The organism is Citrobacter sp. RHB36-C18 (assembly GCF_013814485.1).
GTDB classification, from domain to species: Bacteria; Pseudomonadota; Gammaproteobacteria; order Enterobacterales; family Enterobacteriaceae; genus Citrobacter; species Citrobacter braakii.
Genome location: NZ_CP057125.1, coordinates 2,932,576 through 2,951,054, shown reverse-complemented (window position 1 = coordinate 2,951,054; position 18,479 = coordinate 2,932,576). Strand labels below are relative to the sequence as shown.

At 49.2% G+C, this 18,479-nt stretch carries 21 protein-coding genes and 1 tRNA gene; 15 read left to right on the top strand and 7 right to left on the bottom strand.

The window, feature by feature from the left end; genetic code table 11:
- Positions 1–18: 18 nt before the first annotated feature.
- From putP to phoH, 5 genes are all read left to right on the top strand, one after another.
- Positions 19–1,527 carry a sodium/proline symporter PutP gene (putP, locus tag HVZ52_RS14195; RefSeq protein ID WP_016152586.1) on the top strand — a complete coding sequence of 503 codons (1,509 nt, stop codon included), beginning with the start codon at positions 19–21 and terminating at the stop codon, positions 1,525–1,527.
- A 214-nt stretch (positions 1,528–1,741) separates the two neighbouring features.
- A complete protein-coding gene (efeU, locus tag HVZ52_RS14190; RefSeq protein ID WP_019076441.1) occupies positions 1,742–2,575 on the top strand; it encodes an iron uptake transporter permease EfeU in 834 nt (277 codons plus the stop codon).
- 58 nt (positions 2,576–2,633) lie between these two features.
- Positions 2,634–3,761: an iron uptake system protein EfeO gene (efeO, locus tag HVZ52_RS14185; protein ID WP_016152589.1), complete on the top strand. Its 1,128-nt coding sequence runs from the start codon at positions 2,634–2,636 to the stop codon at positions 3,759–3,761.
- A gap of 5 nt (positions 3,762–3,766) precedes the next feature.
- Entirely contained in the window at positions 3,767–5,050 is a 1,284-nt protein-coding gene (gene efeB / locus HVZ52_RS14180; RefSeq protein WP_181598366.1) for an iron uptake transporter deferrochelatase/peroxidase subunit, read from the top strand.
- A 521-nt stretch (positions 5,051–5,571) separates the two neighbouring features.
- Positions 5,572–6,360, top strand: coding sequence for a phosphate starvation-inducible protein PhoH (gene phoH / locus HVZ52_RS14175; protein WP_016152592.1), 789 nt, complete (start codon positions 5,572–5,574; stop codon positions 6,358–6,360).
- A gap of 57 nt (positions 6,361–6,417) precedes the next feature.
- Here phoH and HVZ52_RS14170 read toward each other — a convergent pair whose 3' ends face one another.
- Positions 6,418–6,786, bottom strand: coding sequence for a hypothetical protein (locus HVZ52_RS14170; RefSeq protein ID WP_181598365.1), 369 nt, complete (start codon positions 6,784–6,786; stop codon positions 6,418–6,420).
- Between the two features lie 187 nt (positions 6,787–6,973).
- Positions 6,974–7,061 (bottom strand) — tRNA-Ser (locus tag HVZ52_RS14165).
- A 235-nt stretch (positions 7,062–7,296) separates the two neighbouring features.
- Between HVZ52_RS14165 and ghrA the strand changes: the two genes are divergently transcribed.
- The 4 genes from ghrA (at position 7,297) to HVZ52_RS14145 (ending at position 10,221) form a co-directional block, all read left to right on the top strand.
- Positions 7,297–8,235 carry a glyoxylate/hydroxypyruvate reductase GhrA gene (ghrA, locus tag HVZ52_RS14160; RefSeq protein ID WP_181598364.1) on the top strand — a complete coding sequence of 313 codons (939 nt, stop codon included), beginning with the start codon at positions 7,297–7,299 and terminating at the stop codon, positions 8,233–8,235.
- A gap of 86 nt (positions 8,236–8,321) precedes the next feature.
- Entirely contained in the window at positions 8,322–9,059 is a 738-nt protein-coding gene (locus HVZ52_RS14155; RefSeq protein WP_016156173.1) for a phosphatase, read from the top strand.
- Positions 9,060–9,082: 23 nt separating this feature from the next.
- Positions 9,083–9,637, top strand: coding sequence for a molecular chaperone (locus HVZ52_RS14150; RefSeq protein WP_016152596.1), 555 nt, complete (start codon positions 9,083–9,085; stop codon positions 9,635–9,637).
- 101 nt (positions 9,638–9,738) lie between these two features.
- On the top strand, positions 9,739–10,221 hold the full coding sequence (locus tag HVZ52_RS14145) for a DUF1097 domain-containing protein (protein ID WP_019076445.1): 483 nt from the start codon (positions 9,739–9,741) through the stop codon (positions 10,219–10,221).
- 47 nt (positions 10,222–10,268) lie between these two features.
- Here the strand turns inward: HVZ52_RS14145 and csgG are convergent, their stop codons facing one another.
- Genes csgG through csgD form a run of 4 tightly spaced genes read right to left on the bottom strand, consistent with a single transcriptional unit; the run spans position 10,269 to position 12,614 of the window.
- Positions 10,269–11,102, bottom strand: coding sequence for a curli production assembly/transport protein CsgG (csgG, locus tag HVZ52_RS14140; protein WP_016152598.1), 834 nt, complete (start codon positions 11,100–11,102; stop codon positions 10,269–10,271).
- A gap of 25 nt (positions 11,103–11,127) precedes the next feature.
- The gene (csgF, locus tag HVZ52_RS14135; RefSeq protein WP_016152599.1) at positions 11,128–11,541 is read right to left on the bottom strand and encodes a curli production assembly/transport protein CsgF; all 414 of its coding nucleotides are present in this window, start codon (positions 11,539–11,541) and stop codon (positions 11,128–11,130) included.
- Between the two features lie 25 nt (positions 11,542–11,566).
- A complete protein-coding gene (gene csgE / locus HVZ52_RS14130) occupies positions 11,567–11,959 on the bottom strand; it encodes a curli production assembly/transport protein CsgE (protein WP_016152600.1) in 393 nt (130 codons plus the stop codon).
- 4 nt (positions 11,960–11,963) lie between these two features.
- Positions 11,964–12,614 carry a biofilm master transcriptional regulator CsgD gene (csgD, locus tag HVZ52_RS14125; protein ID WP_003036091.1) on the bottom strand — a complete coding sequence of 217 codons (651 nt, stop codon included), beginning with the start codon at positions 12,612–12,614 and terminating at the stop codon, positions 11,964–11,966.
- 759 nt (positions 12,615–13,373) lie between these two features.
- On the opposite strand from csgD, the gene csgB reads away from it, so the two are divergent.
- The 6 genes from csgB to HVZ52_RS14095 all read left to right on the top strand — a co-directional run bounded on the left by csgB (position 13,374) and on the right by HVZ52_RS14095 (position 17,251).
- Complete coding sequence (csgB, locus tag HVZ52_RS14120) at positions 13,374–13,829, top strand: curli minor subunit CsgB (RefSeq protein WP_019076446.1); 456 nt, start codon at positions 13,374–13,376, stop codon at positions 13,827–13,829.
- 40 nt (positions 13,830–13,869) lie between these two features.
- The gene (gene csgA, locus HVZ52_RS14115) at positions 13,870–14,319 is read left to right on the top strand and encodes a curli major subunit CsgA (protein WP_016156176.1); all 450 of its coding nucleotides are present in this window, start codon (positions 13,870–13,872) and stop codon (positions 14,317–14,319) included.
- A gap of 61 nt (positions 14,320–14,380) precedes the next feature.
- Positions 14,381–14,713: a curli assembly chaperone CsgC gene (csgC, locus tag HVZ52_RS14110; RefSeq protein ID WP_016152602.1), complete on the top strand. Its 333-nt coding sequence runs from the start codon at positions 14,381–14,383 to the stop codon at positions 14,711–14,713.
- 151 nt (positions 14,714–14,864) lie between these two features.
- Positions 14,865–15,185, top strand: a complete 321-nt coding sequence (locus tag HVZ52_RS14105; RefSeq protein WP_016152603.1) for a type 1 fimbrial protein — start codon at positions 14,865–14,867, stop codon at positions 15,183–15,185.
- A 100-nt stretch (positions 15,186–15,285) separates the two neighbouring features.
- A complete protein-coding gene (gene ymdB, locus HVZ52_RS14100; RefSeq protein WP_016156177.1) occupies positions 15,286–15,828 on the top strand; it encodes an O-acetyl-ADP-ribose deacetylase in 543 nt (180 codons plus the stop codon).
- Positions 15,812–17,251, top strand: coding sequence for a phospholipase D family protein (locus HVZ52_RS14095; protein ID WP_275943308.1), 1,440 nt, complete (start codon positions 15,812–15,814; stop codon positions 17,249–17,251). The genes ymdB and HVZ52_RS14095 overlap by 17 nt, the downstream gene beginning before the upstream one ends.
- Before the next feature lie 24 nt (positions 17,252–17,275).
- On the opposite strand, the gene mdoC is transcribed toward HVZ52_RS14095, so the two are convergent.
- Entirely contained in the window at positions 17,276–18,436 is a 1,161-nt protein-coding gene (mdoC, locus tag HVZ52_RS14090; protein WP_016152606.1) for a glucans biosynthesis protein MdoC, read from the bottom strand.
- Positions 18,437–18,479 lie beyond the last annotated feature (43 nt).

The window sequence follows — 18,479 nt, the reverse complement described above, 5'->3', positions numbered from 1 at the left end:
TAATTTTGGAGAGTTTTGATGGCTATTAGCACACCGATGTTAGTGACATTCTGTGTCTATATTTTCGGCATGATATTGATAGGGTTTATTGCATGGCGTTCAACCAAAAACTTTGACGATTACATTCTGGGTGGACGCAGTCTGGGTCCATTCGTGACCGCGTTATCCGCCGGGGCATCTGACATGAGCGGCTGGTTGCTGATGGGGCTGCCTGGCGCGATTTTCCTGTCGGGGATTTCAGAAAGCTGGATCGCTATTGGCCTTATTTTGGGCGCGTGGATCAACTGGAAACTGGTGGCCGGACGTTTACGCGTGCATACCGAATACAATAACAATGCGCTGACGTTACCGGATTACTTTACCGGTCGCTTTGAAGATAAAAGCCGTATTCTGCGTATTATCTCCGCGCTGGTTATTCTGCTGTTTTTCACCATCTATTGTGCTTCCGGTATTGTGGCAGGGGCGCGTCTGTTTGAAAGCACCTTTGGCATGAGTTACGAAACAGCGCTGTGGGCAGGGGCGGCCGCGACGATTATTTATACCTTTATCGGTGGTTTCCTGGCGGTAAGCTGGACCGATACCGTCCAGGCCAGCCTGATGATCTTCGCCCTGATCCTGACGCCGGTAATGGTAGTCATTGGCGTGGGTGGGTTTGATGATTCGCTGGAAGTGATTAAACAAAAGAGCATTGAGAACGTGGACATGTTCAAAGGGCTGAATTTTGTTGCCATTATTTCCCTGATGGGCTGGGGTCTAGGCTATTTCGGTCAGCCGCATATTCTGGCGCGCTTTATGGCGGCTGATTCTCACCATAGCATTGTTCATGCTCGCCGCATCAGTATGACCTGGATGATCCTGTGTCTGGCAGGTGCAGTTGCCGTTGGCTTCTTTGGTATCGCTTACTTTAACAACAACCCACAGCTTGCCGGTGCCGTTAACCAGAACGCCGAACGCGTGTTTATTGAACTGGCGCAAATCCTGTTCAACCCGTGGATTGCCGGTATTCTACTGTCTGCGATCCTCGCTGCGGTGATGTCGACTCTGAGCTGCCAGCTGCTGGTGTGTTCCAGCGCAATCACCGAAGACTTGTATAAAGCGTTCCTGCGTAAAAATGCCAGCCAGAAAGAGCTGGTATGGATTGGTCGCATCATGGTGCTGGTTGTGGCGCTGGTGTCTATCGCGCTGGCGGCGAACCCGGAGAACCGTGTGCTTGGTCTGGTAAGCTACGCCTGGGCCGGCTTTGGCGCGGCGTTTGGTCCGGTGGTTCTGTTCTCCGTAATGTGGTCGCGTATGACGCGTAACGGCGCGCTGGCCGGGATGCTCATCGGTGCGGTGACGGTAATCGTCTGGAAGCAGTTTGCCTGGTTGGGTCTGTATGAAATCATCCCAGGCTTTATTTTCGGCAGCATCGGTATTGTGGTCTTCAGCCTGTTGGGTAAAGCGCCTTCAGCCGCTATGCAGCAACGTTTTGCCGAGGCTGATGCGCATTATCACACAGCTCCGCCATCACGTTTACAGGCAGAGTAATCCGCCTCGATCTTTAAGCCCGCCGCGTGCGGGCTTTTTTATTTGTCCCCGCTGCAAAACCGCCCTAATCGTTACCCGCCTAACTGTTTACATTAAGTCATCATTCTCAAAACATTCTGCTTGAGTTTTTCTTTACTGTAATGATAATCACTATCACTGTAATTTACTTTTCTTTTCATCAATTGACTGAGAATAACGTTTAAGGGTTCTTCGCATGTTTGTTCCATTTCTTATTATGTTGCGCGAAGGGTTAGAGGCCGCGCTGATAGTCAGCCTGATTGCCAGCTACCTGAAACGGACTCAGCGTGGTCGATGGATTGGTGTGATGTGGATTGGTGTTCTGCTGGCGGCGGCGTTATGCCTGGCGTTAGGCGTTTTCATCAATGAAACCACCGGTGAATTTCCGCAAAAGGAACAGGAGCTGTTTGAAGGCATCGTGGCGGTCATTGCCGTGGTGATCCTCACCTGGATGGTGTTCTGGATGCGTAAAGTTTCGCGCAACGTCAAAGTCCAGCTTGAACAGGCTGTCGATAACGCGTTGCAACGCGGCAATCATCACGGCTGGGCGCTGGTAATGATGGTCTTTTTTGCCGTTGCCCGTGAAGGGCTGGAATCGGTGTTCTTCCTGCTGGCGGCATTCCAGCAGGATGTAGGCATTTGGCCACCGTTAGGTGCGATGCTGGGGCTGGCCACCGCGGTGGTACTGGGTTACTTGATTTACCTCGGCGGCATTCGCCTCAACCTCGGGGCATTCTTCAAATGGACCAGCCTGTTCATTTTGCTGGTGGCCGCGGGTCTTGCCGCTGGGGCCATCCGCGCGTTCCACGAAGCCGGGTTATGGAATCATTTTCAGGATGTGGCGTTTGACATGAGCAGTGTGCTTTCGACGCATTCGCTGTTTGGCACATTGATGGAAGGTATTTTCGGCTATCAGGAAGCGCCGAGCGTCAGTGAAGTCGCCATTTGGTTTATCTACCTGATTCCGGCATTGATTATGTTTGCACTGCCGCCGCGTTCAGGCACTACGGCATCGCGTACCGCACCCTGATAAAAACGCGATGCAGAACACCCCTTAGTTACAACATACTTATTTATAGGGATAGGTTATGACGTTTAATTTTCGCCGTAGTGCGCTGCAGTTGGGTATTGCCGCGCTGTTTGCCTCCGCTTTTTCTGCACAAGCCGCCGATATTCCGCAGGTGAAAGTCACGGTTAACGACAAACAGTGTGAGCCGATGACGATCACGGTTAACGCTGGGAAAACGCAGTTCATCATCCAGAACCACAGCCAGAAAGCGCTGGAGTGGGAGATCCTTAAAGGGGTTATGGTGGTTGAAGAACGTGAAAACATTGCGCCGGGCTTTAGCCAGAAAATGACAGCTAACCTGCAGCCTGGTGAATATGATATGACCTGCGGTCTGTTGACCAACCCGAAAGGCAAACTAATTGTAAAAGGTAGCGCAACGGCGGATGCCGCGCAGGGCGATGCTCTGCTGAGCCTAAGTGGCGCGATTACTGAATACAAAGCCTATGTGACAGCCGAAACTGCACAACTGGTTGCGGGCACCAAAGCATTCACCGATGCGATTAAAGCTGGCGATCTGGAAAAAGCGAAATCGCTGTATGCGCCAACCCGTCAGCATTATGAGCGTATTGAACCGATTGCTGAACTGTTCTCTGATCTCGACGGCAGCATCGATGCACGTGAAGATGATTATGAGCAAAAAGCCGCCGATCCTAAATTCACCGGCTTCCACCGTCTGGAGAAAGCGTTGTTCGGCGACAACACCACCAAAGGCATGGACAAGTATGCCGACCAATTAAACAGCGATGTTCTTGACCTGCAAACGCGTATTAGCGAGCTGGCCTTCCCACCGTCAAAAGTGGTTGGCGGGGCAGCAGGACTGATTGAAGAAGTCGCTGCCAGCAAAATCAGCGGAGAAGAGGATCGCTACAGCCATACCGATCTGTGGGATTTCCAGGCCAATATCGATGGCGCGCAGAAAATCGTCGATCTCCTGCGCCCTCAGTTACAAAAATCCAATGCTGAGCTGTTGGCGAAGGTGGATGCGAACTTCAAAAAAGTCGATACCATTCTGAGTAAGTACCGTACCAAAGACGGTTTTGAAACCTATGACAAACTGACCGACGCCGATCGCAATGCGCTGAAAGGGCCAATCACGACGCTGGCGGAAGACTTGTCGCAATTACGCGGTGTTCTGGGTCTGGATTAAGCAAAATGCAGCACGATAATGAAAACGGCGTGAGCGAACCTTCACGCCGACGTTTACTGAAAGGGATGGGCGCCCTGGGTGGGGCGCTGGCGCTGGCGGGTGGATGTCCGGTTGCCCACGCGCAAAAACCACAAAGCGCGCCGGGAACGCTGTCCCCCGATGCGCGTAGTGAAGTGCAGCCGTTTTATGGTCAGCATCAGGCAGGGATCCTGACGCCGCAGCAGGCATCGATGATGCTGGTGGCGTTCGATGTTCTCGCCAGCGATAAGGCTGATCTGGAACGCTTGTTCCGCTTGCTGACCACCCGATTTGCGTTTCTGACCACGGGCGGGCCGGCGCCGGATACGCCGAACCCGCGTTTACCCCCTATGGATTCCGGTATCCTCGGCGCATACATTGCGCCAGACAACCTGACGATGACGTTGTCAGTCGGCGCCTCGCTATTTGATGAACGTTATGGCCTGAAATCGCAGATGCCGAAAAAGCTGCAAAAAATGACCCGCTTCCCGAATGATTCGCTGGATGCGGCGCTGTGCCATGGTGATTTGCTGCTGCAGATTTGTGCCAACACGCAGGACACCGTTATCCATGCGCTGCGCGATATCATTAAACATACGCCCGATCTCCTTAGCGTGCGCTGGAAACGTGAAGGGTTTATTTCCGACCATGCCGCGCGCAGCAAAGGCAAAGAGACCCCGGTCAACTTGCTTGGCTTTAAGGATGGCACCGCGAATCCGGACGCGACGGATGCGAAGTTGATGCAAGACGTGGTGTGGGTTACGGACGGGCAGGGCGAACCTGTCTGGGCGCAAGGTGGTAGTTATCAGGCCGTCAGGCTCATTCAGTTTCGCGTCGAGTTCTGGGATCGTACGCCGCTGAAAGAGCAGCAAACGATATTTGGTCGAGATAAACACACCGGCGCGCCGCTGGGTATGCAGCACGAGCATGATGTGCCTGACTATGCCAGCGATCCCGAGGGTGAGGTGATTGCGCTCGACAGTCATATCCGCCTGGCGAATCCGCGCACGAAAGAGACCGACTCCAGCCTGATGATGCGCCGTGGCTACAGCTATTCGCTCGGTGTGACCCCATCCGGTCAACTGGATATGGGACTGTTGTTTGTCTGCTATCAACACGATCTGGAAAAAGGCTTTTTGGCTGTGCAGAAACGCCTCAACGGTGAAGCGCTGGAAGAGTATGTCAAACCAATTGGTGGGGGCTACTTCTTTGCTTTGCCGGGTGTCAAAACCGCAGATCAATATCTGGGACAATCTCTACTCGAAGCCTGATGATTACGCCCCGTTGTACAGCGGGGCTTTTCCTGACATCTGTATGAATGAACAAATTATTTTTTATGATCGGTACGAGACTGAAATAATTCTGTCATCTCTCTGCAAGAGACTGTCTCTGGTGATTAGATAGAATTTAAGTTAACGACAAGTAAAAATATTGTTGCATTAACGAAAGATTATGATGTAATTATAAGAAACAGCGGTAGTTCCCGGCGGTGATAGTCGTTCACTATGGAGATCGCGATGGAAAAGTCCTGTATTGGACACATTTTTCACAGTAGCTGCAGTACGTTACGCGGACGTTTCTCTTCCGGTAGCCACCTCGTCACCGCCAAATCTCTCTCCCTTTCACTTCTTATCTTCGTAACTGACACCTTGTACGGTGCGCGTAGCCGTGTGTGGCGTCTTATCCGAAAGCAAGCAATGGCTTACAAGGAAGCCAACCCTCAGATGTTCGTGCGCATAATCGTGCCGCCAACGGCGCGTGTGATGTATACCTACAACTCAAGGTGCTATCCATGGGAAGACAAAAAGCAGTGATCAAAGCTCGTCGTGAAGCAAAACGTGTGCTGAGGCGGGATTCGCGTAGCCATAAACAACGTGAAGATGAATCGGTCACCTCGCTTGTGCAGATGGGCGGCGTAGAAGCGATTGGTATGGCGCGTGATAGTCGCGACGCCACGCCAATCACGGCGCGGAATGAAGCTCAGGCCCAGTACCTGAATGCTATCGAGAGTAAACAGCTGATCTTCGCTACCGGTGAAGCCGGGTGTGGTAAAACCTGGATCAGCGCGGCAAAAGCAGCAGAGGCCCTGATCCACAAAGACGTGGACAGGATCATTGTAACCCGTCCAGTTCTGCAAGCTGATGAAGACCTCGGCTTCTTACCTGGAGATGTTTCCGAGAAGTTTGCGCCTTATTTTCGTCCAGTGTATGACGTGCTGGTGAAACGTCTGGGCGCCTCCTTCATGCAATATTGCCTGCGGCCTGAGATTGGTAAGGTGGAAATCGCGCCATTCGCCTATATGCGTGGACGCACATTTGAAAATGCAGTGGTCATTCTTGACGAGGCTCAGAATGTTACTGCAGCACAGATGAAGATGTTTTTGACTCGCCTCGGGGAGAATGTGACGGTGATTGTGAACGGGGATGTGACCCAGTGCGATCTACCCGCCCACGTTCGCTCAGGGCTAAGCGATGCGCTGGCCCGTTTCGAAGAAGATGATATGGTTGGGATTGTTCGTTTCAATAAAGACGATTGCGTCCGTTCGGCACTCTGTCAGCGGACGCTCAATGCTTACAACTGATAAGTACTCCGTCTTCAAGGCCCGGGAAACCGGGCTTTGTTATTTGACGTCAGCAGATTACTTTCTTTTGCTGCTCCAGTAGTTGGCGCAGGCCTGGTCAAACAGCTGGTTATTTTCGTCTATTTTCTTTAGCGCTTGTGCCAGAAAGGTCAGTAGGTCATCCTTATAAATCCCACCTTCCGTAGTTTCTTTTCGTAAGATCCCATTGCTGGTGTAGGTTTTTTTAATGGTGACGTTATGCCTGACGTTGCAAATAACCATTCGCTGATACTCTTCGTAGAATCGGCTGTCAGGATCGAAAAACGGATTTATTTCATTCGGTGTACGTTTGAGGATTTTTCGCGAGAAAACCTTCAACGGAATAAATCCTGCTTCGTCTGCCTGCGACATGATCTCATCAAGCAAAGTTCCTTCTATGTTTAACATGCCGTTATTTTCCTGATTGCTTGAGAAAGCGGTAGTTACAGCATAAGAGTGGTTTAGATAATGTGCAACGGGGCGGGGGATGATGCTTGATAGCGCGATGCTTATCAGACCTACAGGTTAACGCTATTCAGGACGGGTCACATGCGAAAAAAAAGCCCGTACTTGCGTACGAGCTCTTTCTCGAATATGGCGGTGAGGGGGGGATTCGAACCCCCGATACGTTGCCGTATACACACTTTCCAGGCGTGCTCCTTCAGCCACTCGGACACCTCACCATATTGTTGTTCCTGTGCTACCGGAACGGGCGCTAATTTAGGGAAATACCGCTCCGGCGTCAATCAACTTTTTGAAAAAAACGTGCATTTACACAAACTTCAATCAATATGCAGCTTAAATAAGCGGGAATTGTTTTTTTTGCCAGCACCCTAAAATTTGCTACTCTGATGTTCCCTCGAAAAATGATGATTATAAGTGCGAGTACGTTCCGCATAACAATGTTCAGGAGACGTTATGGATATAATTTTCTATCACCCAACATTCGATACAACCTGGTGGCTTAATGCGCTGACAAAGGCCATACCTGGCGCGCGGGTCCGTGAGTGGAAGGCAGGTGATAATGCGCATGCTGACTACGCGCTGGTCTGGCATCCTCCGGTTGAAATGCTCGCCGGACGAAAATTAAAAGCCGTATTTGCGCTGGGTGCGGGCGTCGATTCTATTCTCAGTAAACTAAACGCTCATCCGGAAATGTTGGATGCGTCGATCCCGCTTTTCCGTCTGGAAGATACGGGGATGGGCCTGCAAATGCAGGAATATGCGGTTAGTCAGGTATTGCACTGGTTCCGTCGCTTTGATGACTACCAGGCATTAAAAAACCAGGCAAAATGGCAACCGTTGCCAGAATATACTCGCGATGAGTTTAGCGTCGGGATCATGGGCGCTGGTGTTTTAGGCGCAAAAGTTGCAGAAAGTCTGCAAGCATGGGGGTTCCCGCTACGCTGCTGGAGTCGTACGCGTAAATCCTGGTCTGGTGTGGAAAGCTTCGCCGGTACCGAGGAACTGGGCGCGTTTTTGAGTCAAACTCGCGTGCTGATCAACCTCCTGCCTAATACGGCAGAAACCGTAGGCATTATTAACGCTGATTTACTCAGCCAATTGCAGGATGGCGCTTACGTGCTCAACCTGGCGCGCGGCGTTCATCTCAATGAAGACGATCTTCTGGCATCGCTGGACAGCGGCAAAGTGAAAGGTGCCATGCTGGATGTCTATAGCCGTGAACCGCTGCCGGAAACCAGCCCGCTATGGAAACATCCGCGTGTGGCAATGACGCCGCATATCGCCGCGGTAACACGCCCGGCAGAGGCGGTGGACTACATCTCCCGTACGATTTTGGGCCTGGAAAGTGGGAAATCCGTAACGGGTCAGGTCGATCGCGTTCGGGGATATTGATGGTAACCCGGCAAGTGCCGGGTTTCAGCTAATAAATGGCGACGATACCTGCTATCCTTGACGGAAAATGACTACAGGAGAGAGTTATGTATCCCGTTGACCTGCATATGCATACCGTCGCCAGTACCCACGCCTACAGCACTTTAAGTGATTACATCGCTGAAGCCCATCGCAAAGGCATCAAGCTGTTTGCCATAACCGATCATGGACCGGACATGGCGGATGCGCCTCATCACTGGCACTTTATTAATATGCGCATTTGGCCTCGTATCGTCGATGGCGTAGGGATCCTGCGCGGTATCGAGGCGAATATTAAGAATATTGAAGGCGAAATCGACTGTTCAGGTCCGATGTTTACTTCCCTGGATCTCATCATCGCGGGCTTCCATGAGCCGGTTTTTGCACCTCACGATAAAGACACCAATACCCAGGCAATGATAGCCACGATGGCCAGCGGTCACGTGCACATCATCAGCCATCCGGGGAATCCCAAATATCCCGTGGATATCACAGCGATTGCGCAGGCGGCGGCAAAATACCAGGTCGCACTGGAAATCAATAACTCCTCGTTTTTGCATTCGCGTAAGGGGAGTGAGGACAATTGTCGCGCGGTCGCTGCGGCGGTGCGTGATGCCGGAGGCTGGGTGGCGTTAGGGTCGGATTCACATACCGCTTTCACACTGGGTGAATTTGGTGAATGCCGTAAAATTCTGGATGATGTAAATTTCCCGGAAGACAGAATTTTAAACGTCACCCCTAAACGCCTGCTGGCGTTTCTGGAATCGCGAGGCATGGAGCCGATCGCGGAATTTGCTGAACTGTAATTGTTACTAACTGGAATATATCAATGAACGAGTTTTCTATCCTGTGTCGTGTACTGGGCTCGCTGTTTTACCGCCAACCGCAGGACCCTTTACTGGTTCCTCTGTTTACCCTGATTAGTGAAGGTAAACTGTCTGCCAACTGGCCGCTGGAACAGGACGAACTGCTCACTCGTCTGCAGAAAAGCTGCGATATGCCTCAGTTAGCTGCGGATTACAACGCGCTGTTTGTCGGCGACGAGTGTGCGGTGCCGCCTTATCGTAGCGCCTGGGTAGAAGGGGCGAAAGAATCCGATGTTCGTGCTTTTCTTTCTGCCCGCGGAATGCCGCTGGCAGATACGCCTGCAGATCATATTGGCACGCTGTTGCTGGCGGCTTCATGGCTTGAAGACCAGTCTGCGGAAGATGAAAGTGAAGCACTCGAAACCTTGTTTGTGGAATACCTGTTGCCCTGGTGTGGCACATTCCTTGGCAAAGTTGAAGCGCACGCAAACACACAGTTCTGGCGTACCATGGCACCGTTAACGCGTGATGCCATTGGCGCGATGTGGGACGAATTGCAGGAAGATACCGAAGAGTAAATGTGATTTAGATCTCATTAAACTGCAACTCAAATCACATCATTGCATGAATTGTGTGCACGATCTCATTCCCATGCCGTTTTTCTGCTAAGATACGCGGCATGAACATACTTCTCTCAATTGCAATCACAACGGGCATTCTCTCTGGGATTTGGGGATGGGTGGCCGTATCTCTTGGTTTACTCAGTTGGGCTGGCTTTCTGGGCTGCACGGCCTATTTTGCCTGTCCACAGGGTGGGCTGAAAGGGCTGTGGATCTCGGCGTGTACGCTGCTAAGCGGTGTGGTGTGGGCGTTGGTGATTATTAACGGTAGCGCGCTTGCCCCGCATATGGACATTATTGGTTATGTCATGACGGGAATTGTCGCGTTTCTAATGTGTATTCAGGCAAAGCAATGGTTGCTTTCATTTGTGCCGGGTACCTTTATTGGCGCATGCGCAACGTTTGCAGGGCTGGGTGACTGGCAGTTGGTCGTGCCTTCTCTGGCGCTGGGGCTGGTATTCGGCTATGCGATGAAAAACAGCGGATTGTGGTTGGCATCTCGTCGTGAGAATCGGCTATCGTCGACGCTGACCAGTAAATAAAAAAAGCGTGAGGGTTTTCCTCACGCTTTTTATGCTGTATCGAGCACTCAGGATTCCGGAGGTACCGACAAATGGCGGTATTTAACCAGGATGTCATTATCAACTTGTTTCTTATCCTGCAAATCCCACAATCCGCGATCAATCCCGTCATTAATCAGGAAGATAACACCGGTTTCAATTGCTGACATCAGACAAAGCATAACCGGTTCGTTAGAGGTGTAGCCAATTTCACCTTCCAACAGTCGCTGGTAGTCAATGAAGCGGAATACCCCAGCCTGCACTTCATAAGACAAGATAGTTTTGCTGGTATTCACCGATGAGAGGATTTCACCGGTACTAACGTTAACCACACGCAGGTTGACCGCTATCTGGTCGAGCTGGTACTGCGTATCGGCGCCAATACCGAAATAGCGCGCACCAACGCCACCCGATTTAACGTTGCTTTCATAACCAATAATTGACCCTTCTACCATGATGTTTGCCGCGGTCAGAGACTGCAGAGGGATCCGGTTATTAATGGCAACTGTGCCGTTTTCCTGAGCCGCACGAATGATTTTTCGTTCGTTAAGCAAGTTCTGCAATCCCTGACGTTCCAGCGGAACGAACCAACGAGAATCCTTCAATGCGGTGACAAGCATCGCCGTGGCGCTTTGCGGGACGGCGGTTGAGAAGTTACTTGCCGGATAAGGTTTAAACTGGCCAGTCTCATCCTGAATATTGTATACCGAGACAAATATCTTACCTGTAGGCATGGGCAGGTGCGTCAAGTCTTTATAGCTTTGGGCTCGGGGCATTAATGTCGGCTTAGCGGCTTCTTGCGGCGGGGCTGTTAAACATCCGCTGAGTAAAATTACTGCCACCATGATAAGTAAGCGCTGCATGATTTTTTCCTTTCGTGGCTATAATTTAGAAATCGGTCGACTGATTTTGTAAACCCGACACTTCAATAGTCGACGTTCTCCCCGTTTTCCTGTCCGTGACATTCAGTTGCAGTTGTCCATCCCGGTTGGCGATATCAACGATAAAATCGCTGGTTACCATCCTTCCCGGCTTACCGGTATTGATATTGGTAAGTAAGCCACCGAGTATTTGTGACTGGATCGCCTGGGTAAAGTTATCCAGCGCTGTTGGGGTTTCAATGCCGTAGTCGCCGGCACTCGGATCTTTATACGAGTTTTGCGCCTGTGCGCTGTTCAGTAAAAAAGAGCCGTTATTTGGGTTACCACCAAAGTTAGGGTTGCGGAACTGGAACGTCATATTTCCGGCCCAACTTAATGGTGAAATCAGCATGAGCAAAACCACTGCATGTTTGACACGCATGAAAGCCTCCGGACAAAATCATGTTTTAGAATTCATCGCGCGCTAAATCGCTCGTGCTTAATAGTGTTTGATCTATTTGCCGACGATTTAATGCTTCCTCAGTTTCTGCCAATGCAAAGACCACAATTTTGTCGAAGTCTCTTTTCGTCGGGAATAAAAAAGTCTGGAAGATAACGTCCTGATTGACCGTTATGGTGATCCAACTTCCCCAACGTGCACTGGGTCTTTCATTAATGGTTAAGTTTCCTGTGTACTTACTTTCCCACTTGTCACTAAAGGCCCGGTAAAAATCATGGCCAATGGAAGAGACAGTGTGGTCAGTTAACAGTCCGGGAACCTCCACCTCTACTGCCGCGTGTAGATTCCCGGCAGCAAGGAACAAATTTGCTGCCACAATCCAGGTCAAATAGCGTTTCATGGCTTTATCGCCTGAGGTTATCATTGGCCCACGAGACCGCCTGCGTACGATTTTTGACAGCTATCTTTTTGAAAAGATTATAAAGATGTGTTTTCACCGTATTTTCACTAATAAATAGTGAACGCGCGATTTCAATATTTGAGGCGCCGATACGCAGTTTATTAAGGATCTCTTTTTCACGGTGTGTAAGTAATGCCGACTCCGTGCTGTTATAGCGGTAGTTCCCGGAATGCGTGATCAGGTAGCTGGCGAGCTTTTGCGAAAAGTAGCATTCGCCCCGCAACACACCCTGCAAACCGCTGACTACACGCTGCTCATCTTCAGTTGCGTAAAATACGCCATTGATATGCGGCCAGTTTTCAATATCCCGGTAAGGATAATCATCTGGGGTATTCAACAATAAAGTTTTTATATTGTTGTTTTTTCTGCTCAAATTATCTTGCCAGTAATGGATCAGTTTTTTATCTGCCTCCATCATATCCAGTAAAACAATGCAGCTGGAGGATATATCATCCAGAGAACGTTGAATATTATGTAGTTTTCCGGTTAACGCCAGCGATTGCTTTAAATGCTGTAATAACGCAGTTGCCTGCAGGGATGGTTTAGTGATCAACAATAATGTATGACCATGAATACTATGGACTTCATTAAACATGATGAAACTCCACTTTTTTAGTCGCACACCTGACAGTTGCCTCTACTAAAATAGAGGCACCAGAAGTACTGACAGATGTTGCACTGCTGTGTAGAAATAAAACTTCGACCCAACGGGGTGAAAATATTAAAACAAATGGACTTCAACTGATTTCAATCTAGCTATTACAAATCTTAAAGCAAGTGTTAAACATGTTACATAATGTAAATTTATATATTAAAATGTGATTTTTGCGTTTTTGTGGAGTTTAGATTTGATAGTAAAGTTGTACATTTTAGCGTTATTGCATAGATTTAAAAAATCATACAAATTATAATATCTTATTGAATTTTAAGAAATAAAATTATAGTTAGATGGTTTTAGATTTCTAATGAATTTTGATTTTTTTGTCTCACTTTAAGTTGAAAAATTTTAGATAGAAAAAAATGACACTTGTCACGACTTGTACCGATGACAATCCCACTACCGTCTGCAAGGCCCAGGAAACGCGGGAAACGCGTTTTTTTGTTACTGCATAGAAATTCACTCATCGGGTTACAAAAGAAATAAAATCCAGAGCTATAACGGTGTTAATTGCGGTTAATTAGTACTTTGGGGTGAATCTGGATATAAAAATACAACTGGTGGGTGAGTTATTTAAAATGTTTCAACGGACATACTCTTCATCGTAACGTGGCGTTAACAAATGTAAGTCACGTTAACAATAATTTGAGTGGTAAATAATTTAACCTTATGTACGACCAGGTCCAGGGTGACAACATGAAAAACAAGTTGTTATTTATGATGTTTACAATGCTGGGTGTGCCTGGGATTGCATCCGCTACAAGTTATGATTTAGCTAACTCAGAATATAACTTTGCGGTAAATGAATTAAGTAAGTCTTCATTTAATCAGGCAGCCATTATTGGTCAGGTTGGCACTGCGAACAGTGCAAATACTCGCCAGGGGGGCTCGAAGTTATTGTCGGTTATTTCGCAAGAAGGTTCTGGTAACCGAGCGAAAACAGACCAGACGGGGTCATATAACTTTGCATATATTGATCAAACGGGTAGTTCCAATGACGCGAGTATTAAACAAGGTTCATACGGTAATACGGCGGTAATTATCCAGAAAGGTTCTGGTAATAAAGCCAATATTACTCAGTACGGTACACAAAAAACAGCAGTTGTGGTGCAGAGACAGTCGCAAATGGCAATTCGCGTTACTCAACGCTAATCCATTAACGACGATTAAATCAATCCGATGGGGGTTTACCATGAAACTTTTAAAAGTGGCAGCATTCGCAGCAATCGTAGTTTCTGGCAGTGCTCTGGCTGGTGTTGTTCCGCAATGGGGCGGCAATCATCATGGTGGCGGTAGTAACTATGGCCCGGACTCTTCACTGAGTATCTACCAATATGGGTCAAACAACGCTGCGAATGCTCTGCAAAGTGATGCGCGTAAATCAGATGTCACCATCACACAACAGGGGCGCGGTAACGGGGCTGTAGTTGGTCAGGGCGCTGATGACAGTACCATTAGCCTGAAACAGACTGGCTTCCAGAACAATGCCACTATCGATCAGTGGAATGCTAAAAATGCTGATATTAGTGTAACCCAGTTCGGTGGCCGTAACGGTGCGTTGGTTAATCAGACCGCTTCTGACTCCAATGTGCTGATTCAGCAAGTTGGCTTTGGCAACAACGCTACAGCTAACCAACACTAATTCAGTTTTCTGACTGATAATAAACAGGGCGTGAGCCCTGTTTTTTTTTCGGGAGAATATGATGCATACGCTATTACTCATTGCCGCGCTGGCAAATCAAATAACATTCAATACAACTCAGCAAGGTGATATGTACACCATTATTCCTCAGGTGACGTTAACCCAACCGTGCGTATGTGAGGTACAAGTCCTTGCCATACGTAAAGGGCAGGGGGGACAAAGCCAGTCGCAGCAGAAAATAAGCCTTTCGGTCCCTGCTAATCGACCGATTGAATTAACCAAACTGAGCTTTAATATTTCATCTGAGGACTCGGTCAAAATTATCGTTACCGTTTCAGATGGGCAGTCTCTGCATCTGTCGCAACAATGGCCTGACTCAAACAGTCACCCATAATTTTTTGCTGTATTTGCATTAAGGGTGTGGCTGGGAATGCGCTGCTGTTCTATGAATATAGAAGCGTGTGAGCGTTTGTATTTGATCGTTAATCGTAGCGGTGAAGGATCATTTCGATCCCTCAAAGATGGCTAATCATTGAGGAACCCTTATGTGTACATTATTAAAGCGTATTTTAAGTACCAGTTTATGTGCTTTTTCTCTTTTAACCCTCCCTGCAATTGCGCAGCAAATCACAACCGGCGGGGTTATTCATTTTCGCGGAGCGATAGTTGAATCACCTTGCGACGTTAACAGACAGCAGCAGCAAATTGAATTGTCATGTATCCGCAACGGCACCAACCAGAATAGTCTTTACAACCCGCAACAGCTCGCGACAGCCCCTCAGAATGTGCAGGAAATTGCCACAGTCAAAATGCACTACCTCAATGAACAGAAAAACATGGCGATTCTTAATATTGAATATAAATGACTCGCTGTGGCGTAGATATGCACACTTACGGTTAAAAAGAGAGATTTAAGGGAAAACCCTGCTGTACACTTAACGAATGGTGTTTTGTCAGGGGGAACTTATGCAATCACGTGTTCATGTGTTACATGGCGATATTACGACTGTCGCTGTTGATGTGATTGTCAATGCGGCGAATTCATCGCTACTGGGAGGCGGTGGCGTCGATGGCGCAATCCATCGCGCTGCCGGACCAGCATTGCTGGAGGCCTGCAAACAGGTTATCCAGCAACAAGGAGAATGCCCGACAGGGCATGCGGTGATCACTCTGGCGGGGGCGCTTGCGGCAAAAGCGGTCATTCATACCGTAGGACCCGTCTGGCAAGGGGGAGGTCATCATGAGGCCGAACGCCTCGAAGAAGCTTACTTAAACACCCTGCAACTGGCCCTGGCCAATGGTTATCACTCCATTGCTTTTCCGGCGATTAGCACCGGGGCTTATGGCTATCCGCGCGCCGCAGCGGCAGAAATAGCGGTGAAAACGGTGCTGAAATTTATTACCCGCCGCGCACTTCCTGATCAGATATACTTCGTGTGCTTTGATGACGAAAACGCTCAACTTTATAAGAGATTGCTAACACAACAAGGCGATGATCACACGGACTGATATGACGCGACTTGAGCGTGCCATCACGCCCCTTTGCGAAGACCACCCGGGAGAATGCGGCATTCTTGCGTTGGATGACAGCCTGGATGCGTTTGCTGCTCGCTATCGGTTAACGGAAATGGCGGAACGTACCCTGGATGTGCAGTATTACATCTGGGAAAACGACATGTCTGGGCTATTGTTATTTTCCGTTCTGCTGGCCGCAGCGAAGCGAGGCGTACGGGTGCGTTTGCTGCTGGATGATAACAACACGCCGGGTTTGGACGACACGCTGCGTCTGCTAGATAAGCACCCCAATATAGAAGTTCGCCTCTTCAATCCGTTTTCCTTTCGCATCCTGCGCGCGCTGGGCTATTTAACCGATTTTGCCCGGCTTAATCGGCGCATGCACAATAAAAGTTATACCGCTGACGGCGTGGTGACTCTCGTTGGTGGGCGTAATATTGGTGATGCCTATTTTGGCGCGGGTGAGCAACCGCTATTTTCCGACCTGGACGTCATGGCTATCGGGCCGGTTGTCAAAGATGTGGCAGATGATTTTGAGCGTTACTGGCACTGTCGCTCGGTTTCAACGTTACAAAATGTGCTTGAGATGTCTGAGCCAGATTCTGTGCAGCGTATTGAGCTACCCGAATCCTGGTATAACGATGATATTACCCGCCGCTATCTGCATAAGCTGGAAACCAGCCAGTTTATGTCCAGTCTCGATCAAAGATCGCTGCCGCTGATTTGGGCCAAAACGCGTTTGCTGAGCGATGATCCTGCAAAAGGAGAAGGGAAAGCGCCGCGCCACTCGCTATTACCGCAGCGTTTGTTTGACGTAATGGGCTCGCCGACCGAACGTATTGATATTATTTCTGCCTACTTTGTGCCGACGCGTGCCGGTGTGGCGCAGCTCCTGCGACTGGTAAGAAAAGGCGTCAAGATTGCCATTTTAACCAATTCACTGGCGGCGAATGATGTGGCGATCGTCCATGCGGGCTATGCGCGCTGGCGAAAGAAACTGCTGCGCTACGGTGTAGAATTATACGAACTTAAACCGACCCGCGATCGCGCCTCGGTCGTTCACGATCGTGGATTAACCGGTAATTCAGGGTCCAGCCTGCATGCGAAAACGTTCAGTATTGATGATCGCAAAGTGTTTATCGGCTCGCTAAATTTTGATCCTCGTTCGACGCTGCTCAATACGGAAATGGGATTTGTGATTGAGAGTGAAGTGCTGGCCGAATTGATTCATAAACGGTTTATGCAAAGCCAGCGTGATATGGCCTGGCAGCTACGTCTTGACCGTTGGGGGAGAATTAATTGGGTCGACCGACTTTCTGGCAGTGAACAGGTCCTGAAAAAAGAACCCGCCACAGGATTCTGGAAGCGGGTTCTGGTAAAGCTGGCGTCCGTGTTACCCATTGAATGGCTGCTTTGAACCACACAATGATTGAGGGAAAAACTAGCCGGCTACGGCCTTGTTTTTATCCTGCTTAACGGGCGGTTTACCCGAAAAGAGAAACTTCAGCACCGGTATGCGTAAATGGATTTCGTACAGTATTACCGCAATCCCAACCACAAACAGCAGACCGCAGAGAAAACCCAGCAGATTCGACGTGATATGCGGAGTGATGTAAGCGCCAAAAAACAGCGTTAACGGGTGGTGCACCAGATAGATAAACAGCGACGCGTTGACAAAATAGGTCACGCGGGCAGACTGGAAATTAAGCAAACGGTGACCCAACGAAAAGACGACGTTCACCATCCACAGTCCCATGACCATGGTAATGACATATTCGGTTTCATACATCCAGGCATCGCCGTTGCCATAACGCTGATTGAGCAGGTATGCCACAAATGCGAATGCAGCACCGAGCGTGCAACCGCGTGACGGTGTGGTAAACAGCGCTTTCAGATTCGGGTTGATAAACGCCAGTGCGCCGAGGATAAAGAATGGCGCATAGAACAGCGTTTGCATAACGATAAAATTGAACATGCCATCGCTGAGAATCGAAGGGTAGAGGATGAAAATTGTCCTTCTGACGGCAGCGTAACCGACACCTAACAAGATGAAGATCAGCGATAATTTAGTCATCGACACCGCCGGGGCGCTGGCGGCGTCACTACGCGTCAGTCTGTTTTTCATCTGGGTGAACACCCACATGCTCACGGTCGTTAATACGACCAGAACCAGTAAAAACCACAGATGGGAAATCAGCTCCCAGGCCAGCGCATTGTATTTATCGTAGCCGCTGAGAGTATGCCAACTGTCAGCTTTTCCCTTTACGTATTGCAGCATGATAAATTGCGGCAGCGTAAGTAATGGAATCGCGGTCAGCATCGGGATCCCCACGCGTTCTACACGCACCTTCCACCAGCGCTTTAGCGGATAGCGCAAAAATAGCATGTAGGAAAAATAACCCGAAATGACAAAGAAGACTTGCATGCGAAAAGCATGGATAAAGTCGTTAAACAGGGTCAACCACCACGACGGTTCCGCGCTGTTCACGTGCCAGGTGTGGGTCGAGTAAATCAATGAAATATGGAATGGGATCCCTAACAACATTAGCCAGGCACGGATGGAGTCAAGAAAATATTCGCGTGGTGGTGATACAGAGCTCATAGACAGTTATGTATTCTCAGACTTTTCGTCTTATCCCTAAGAC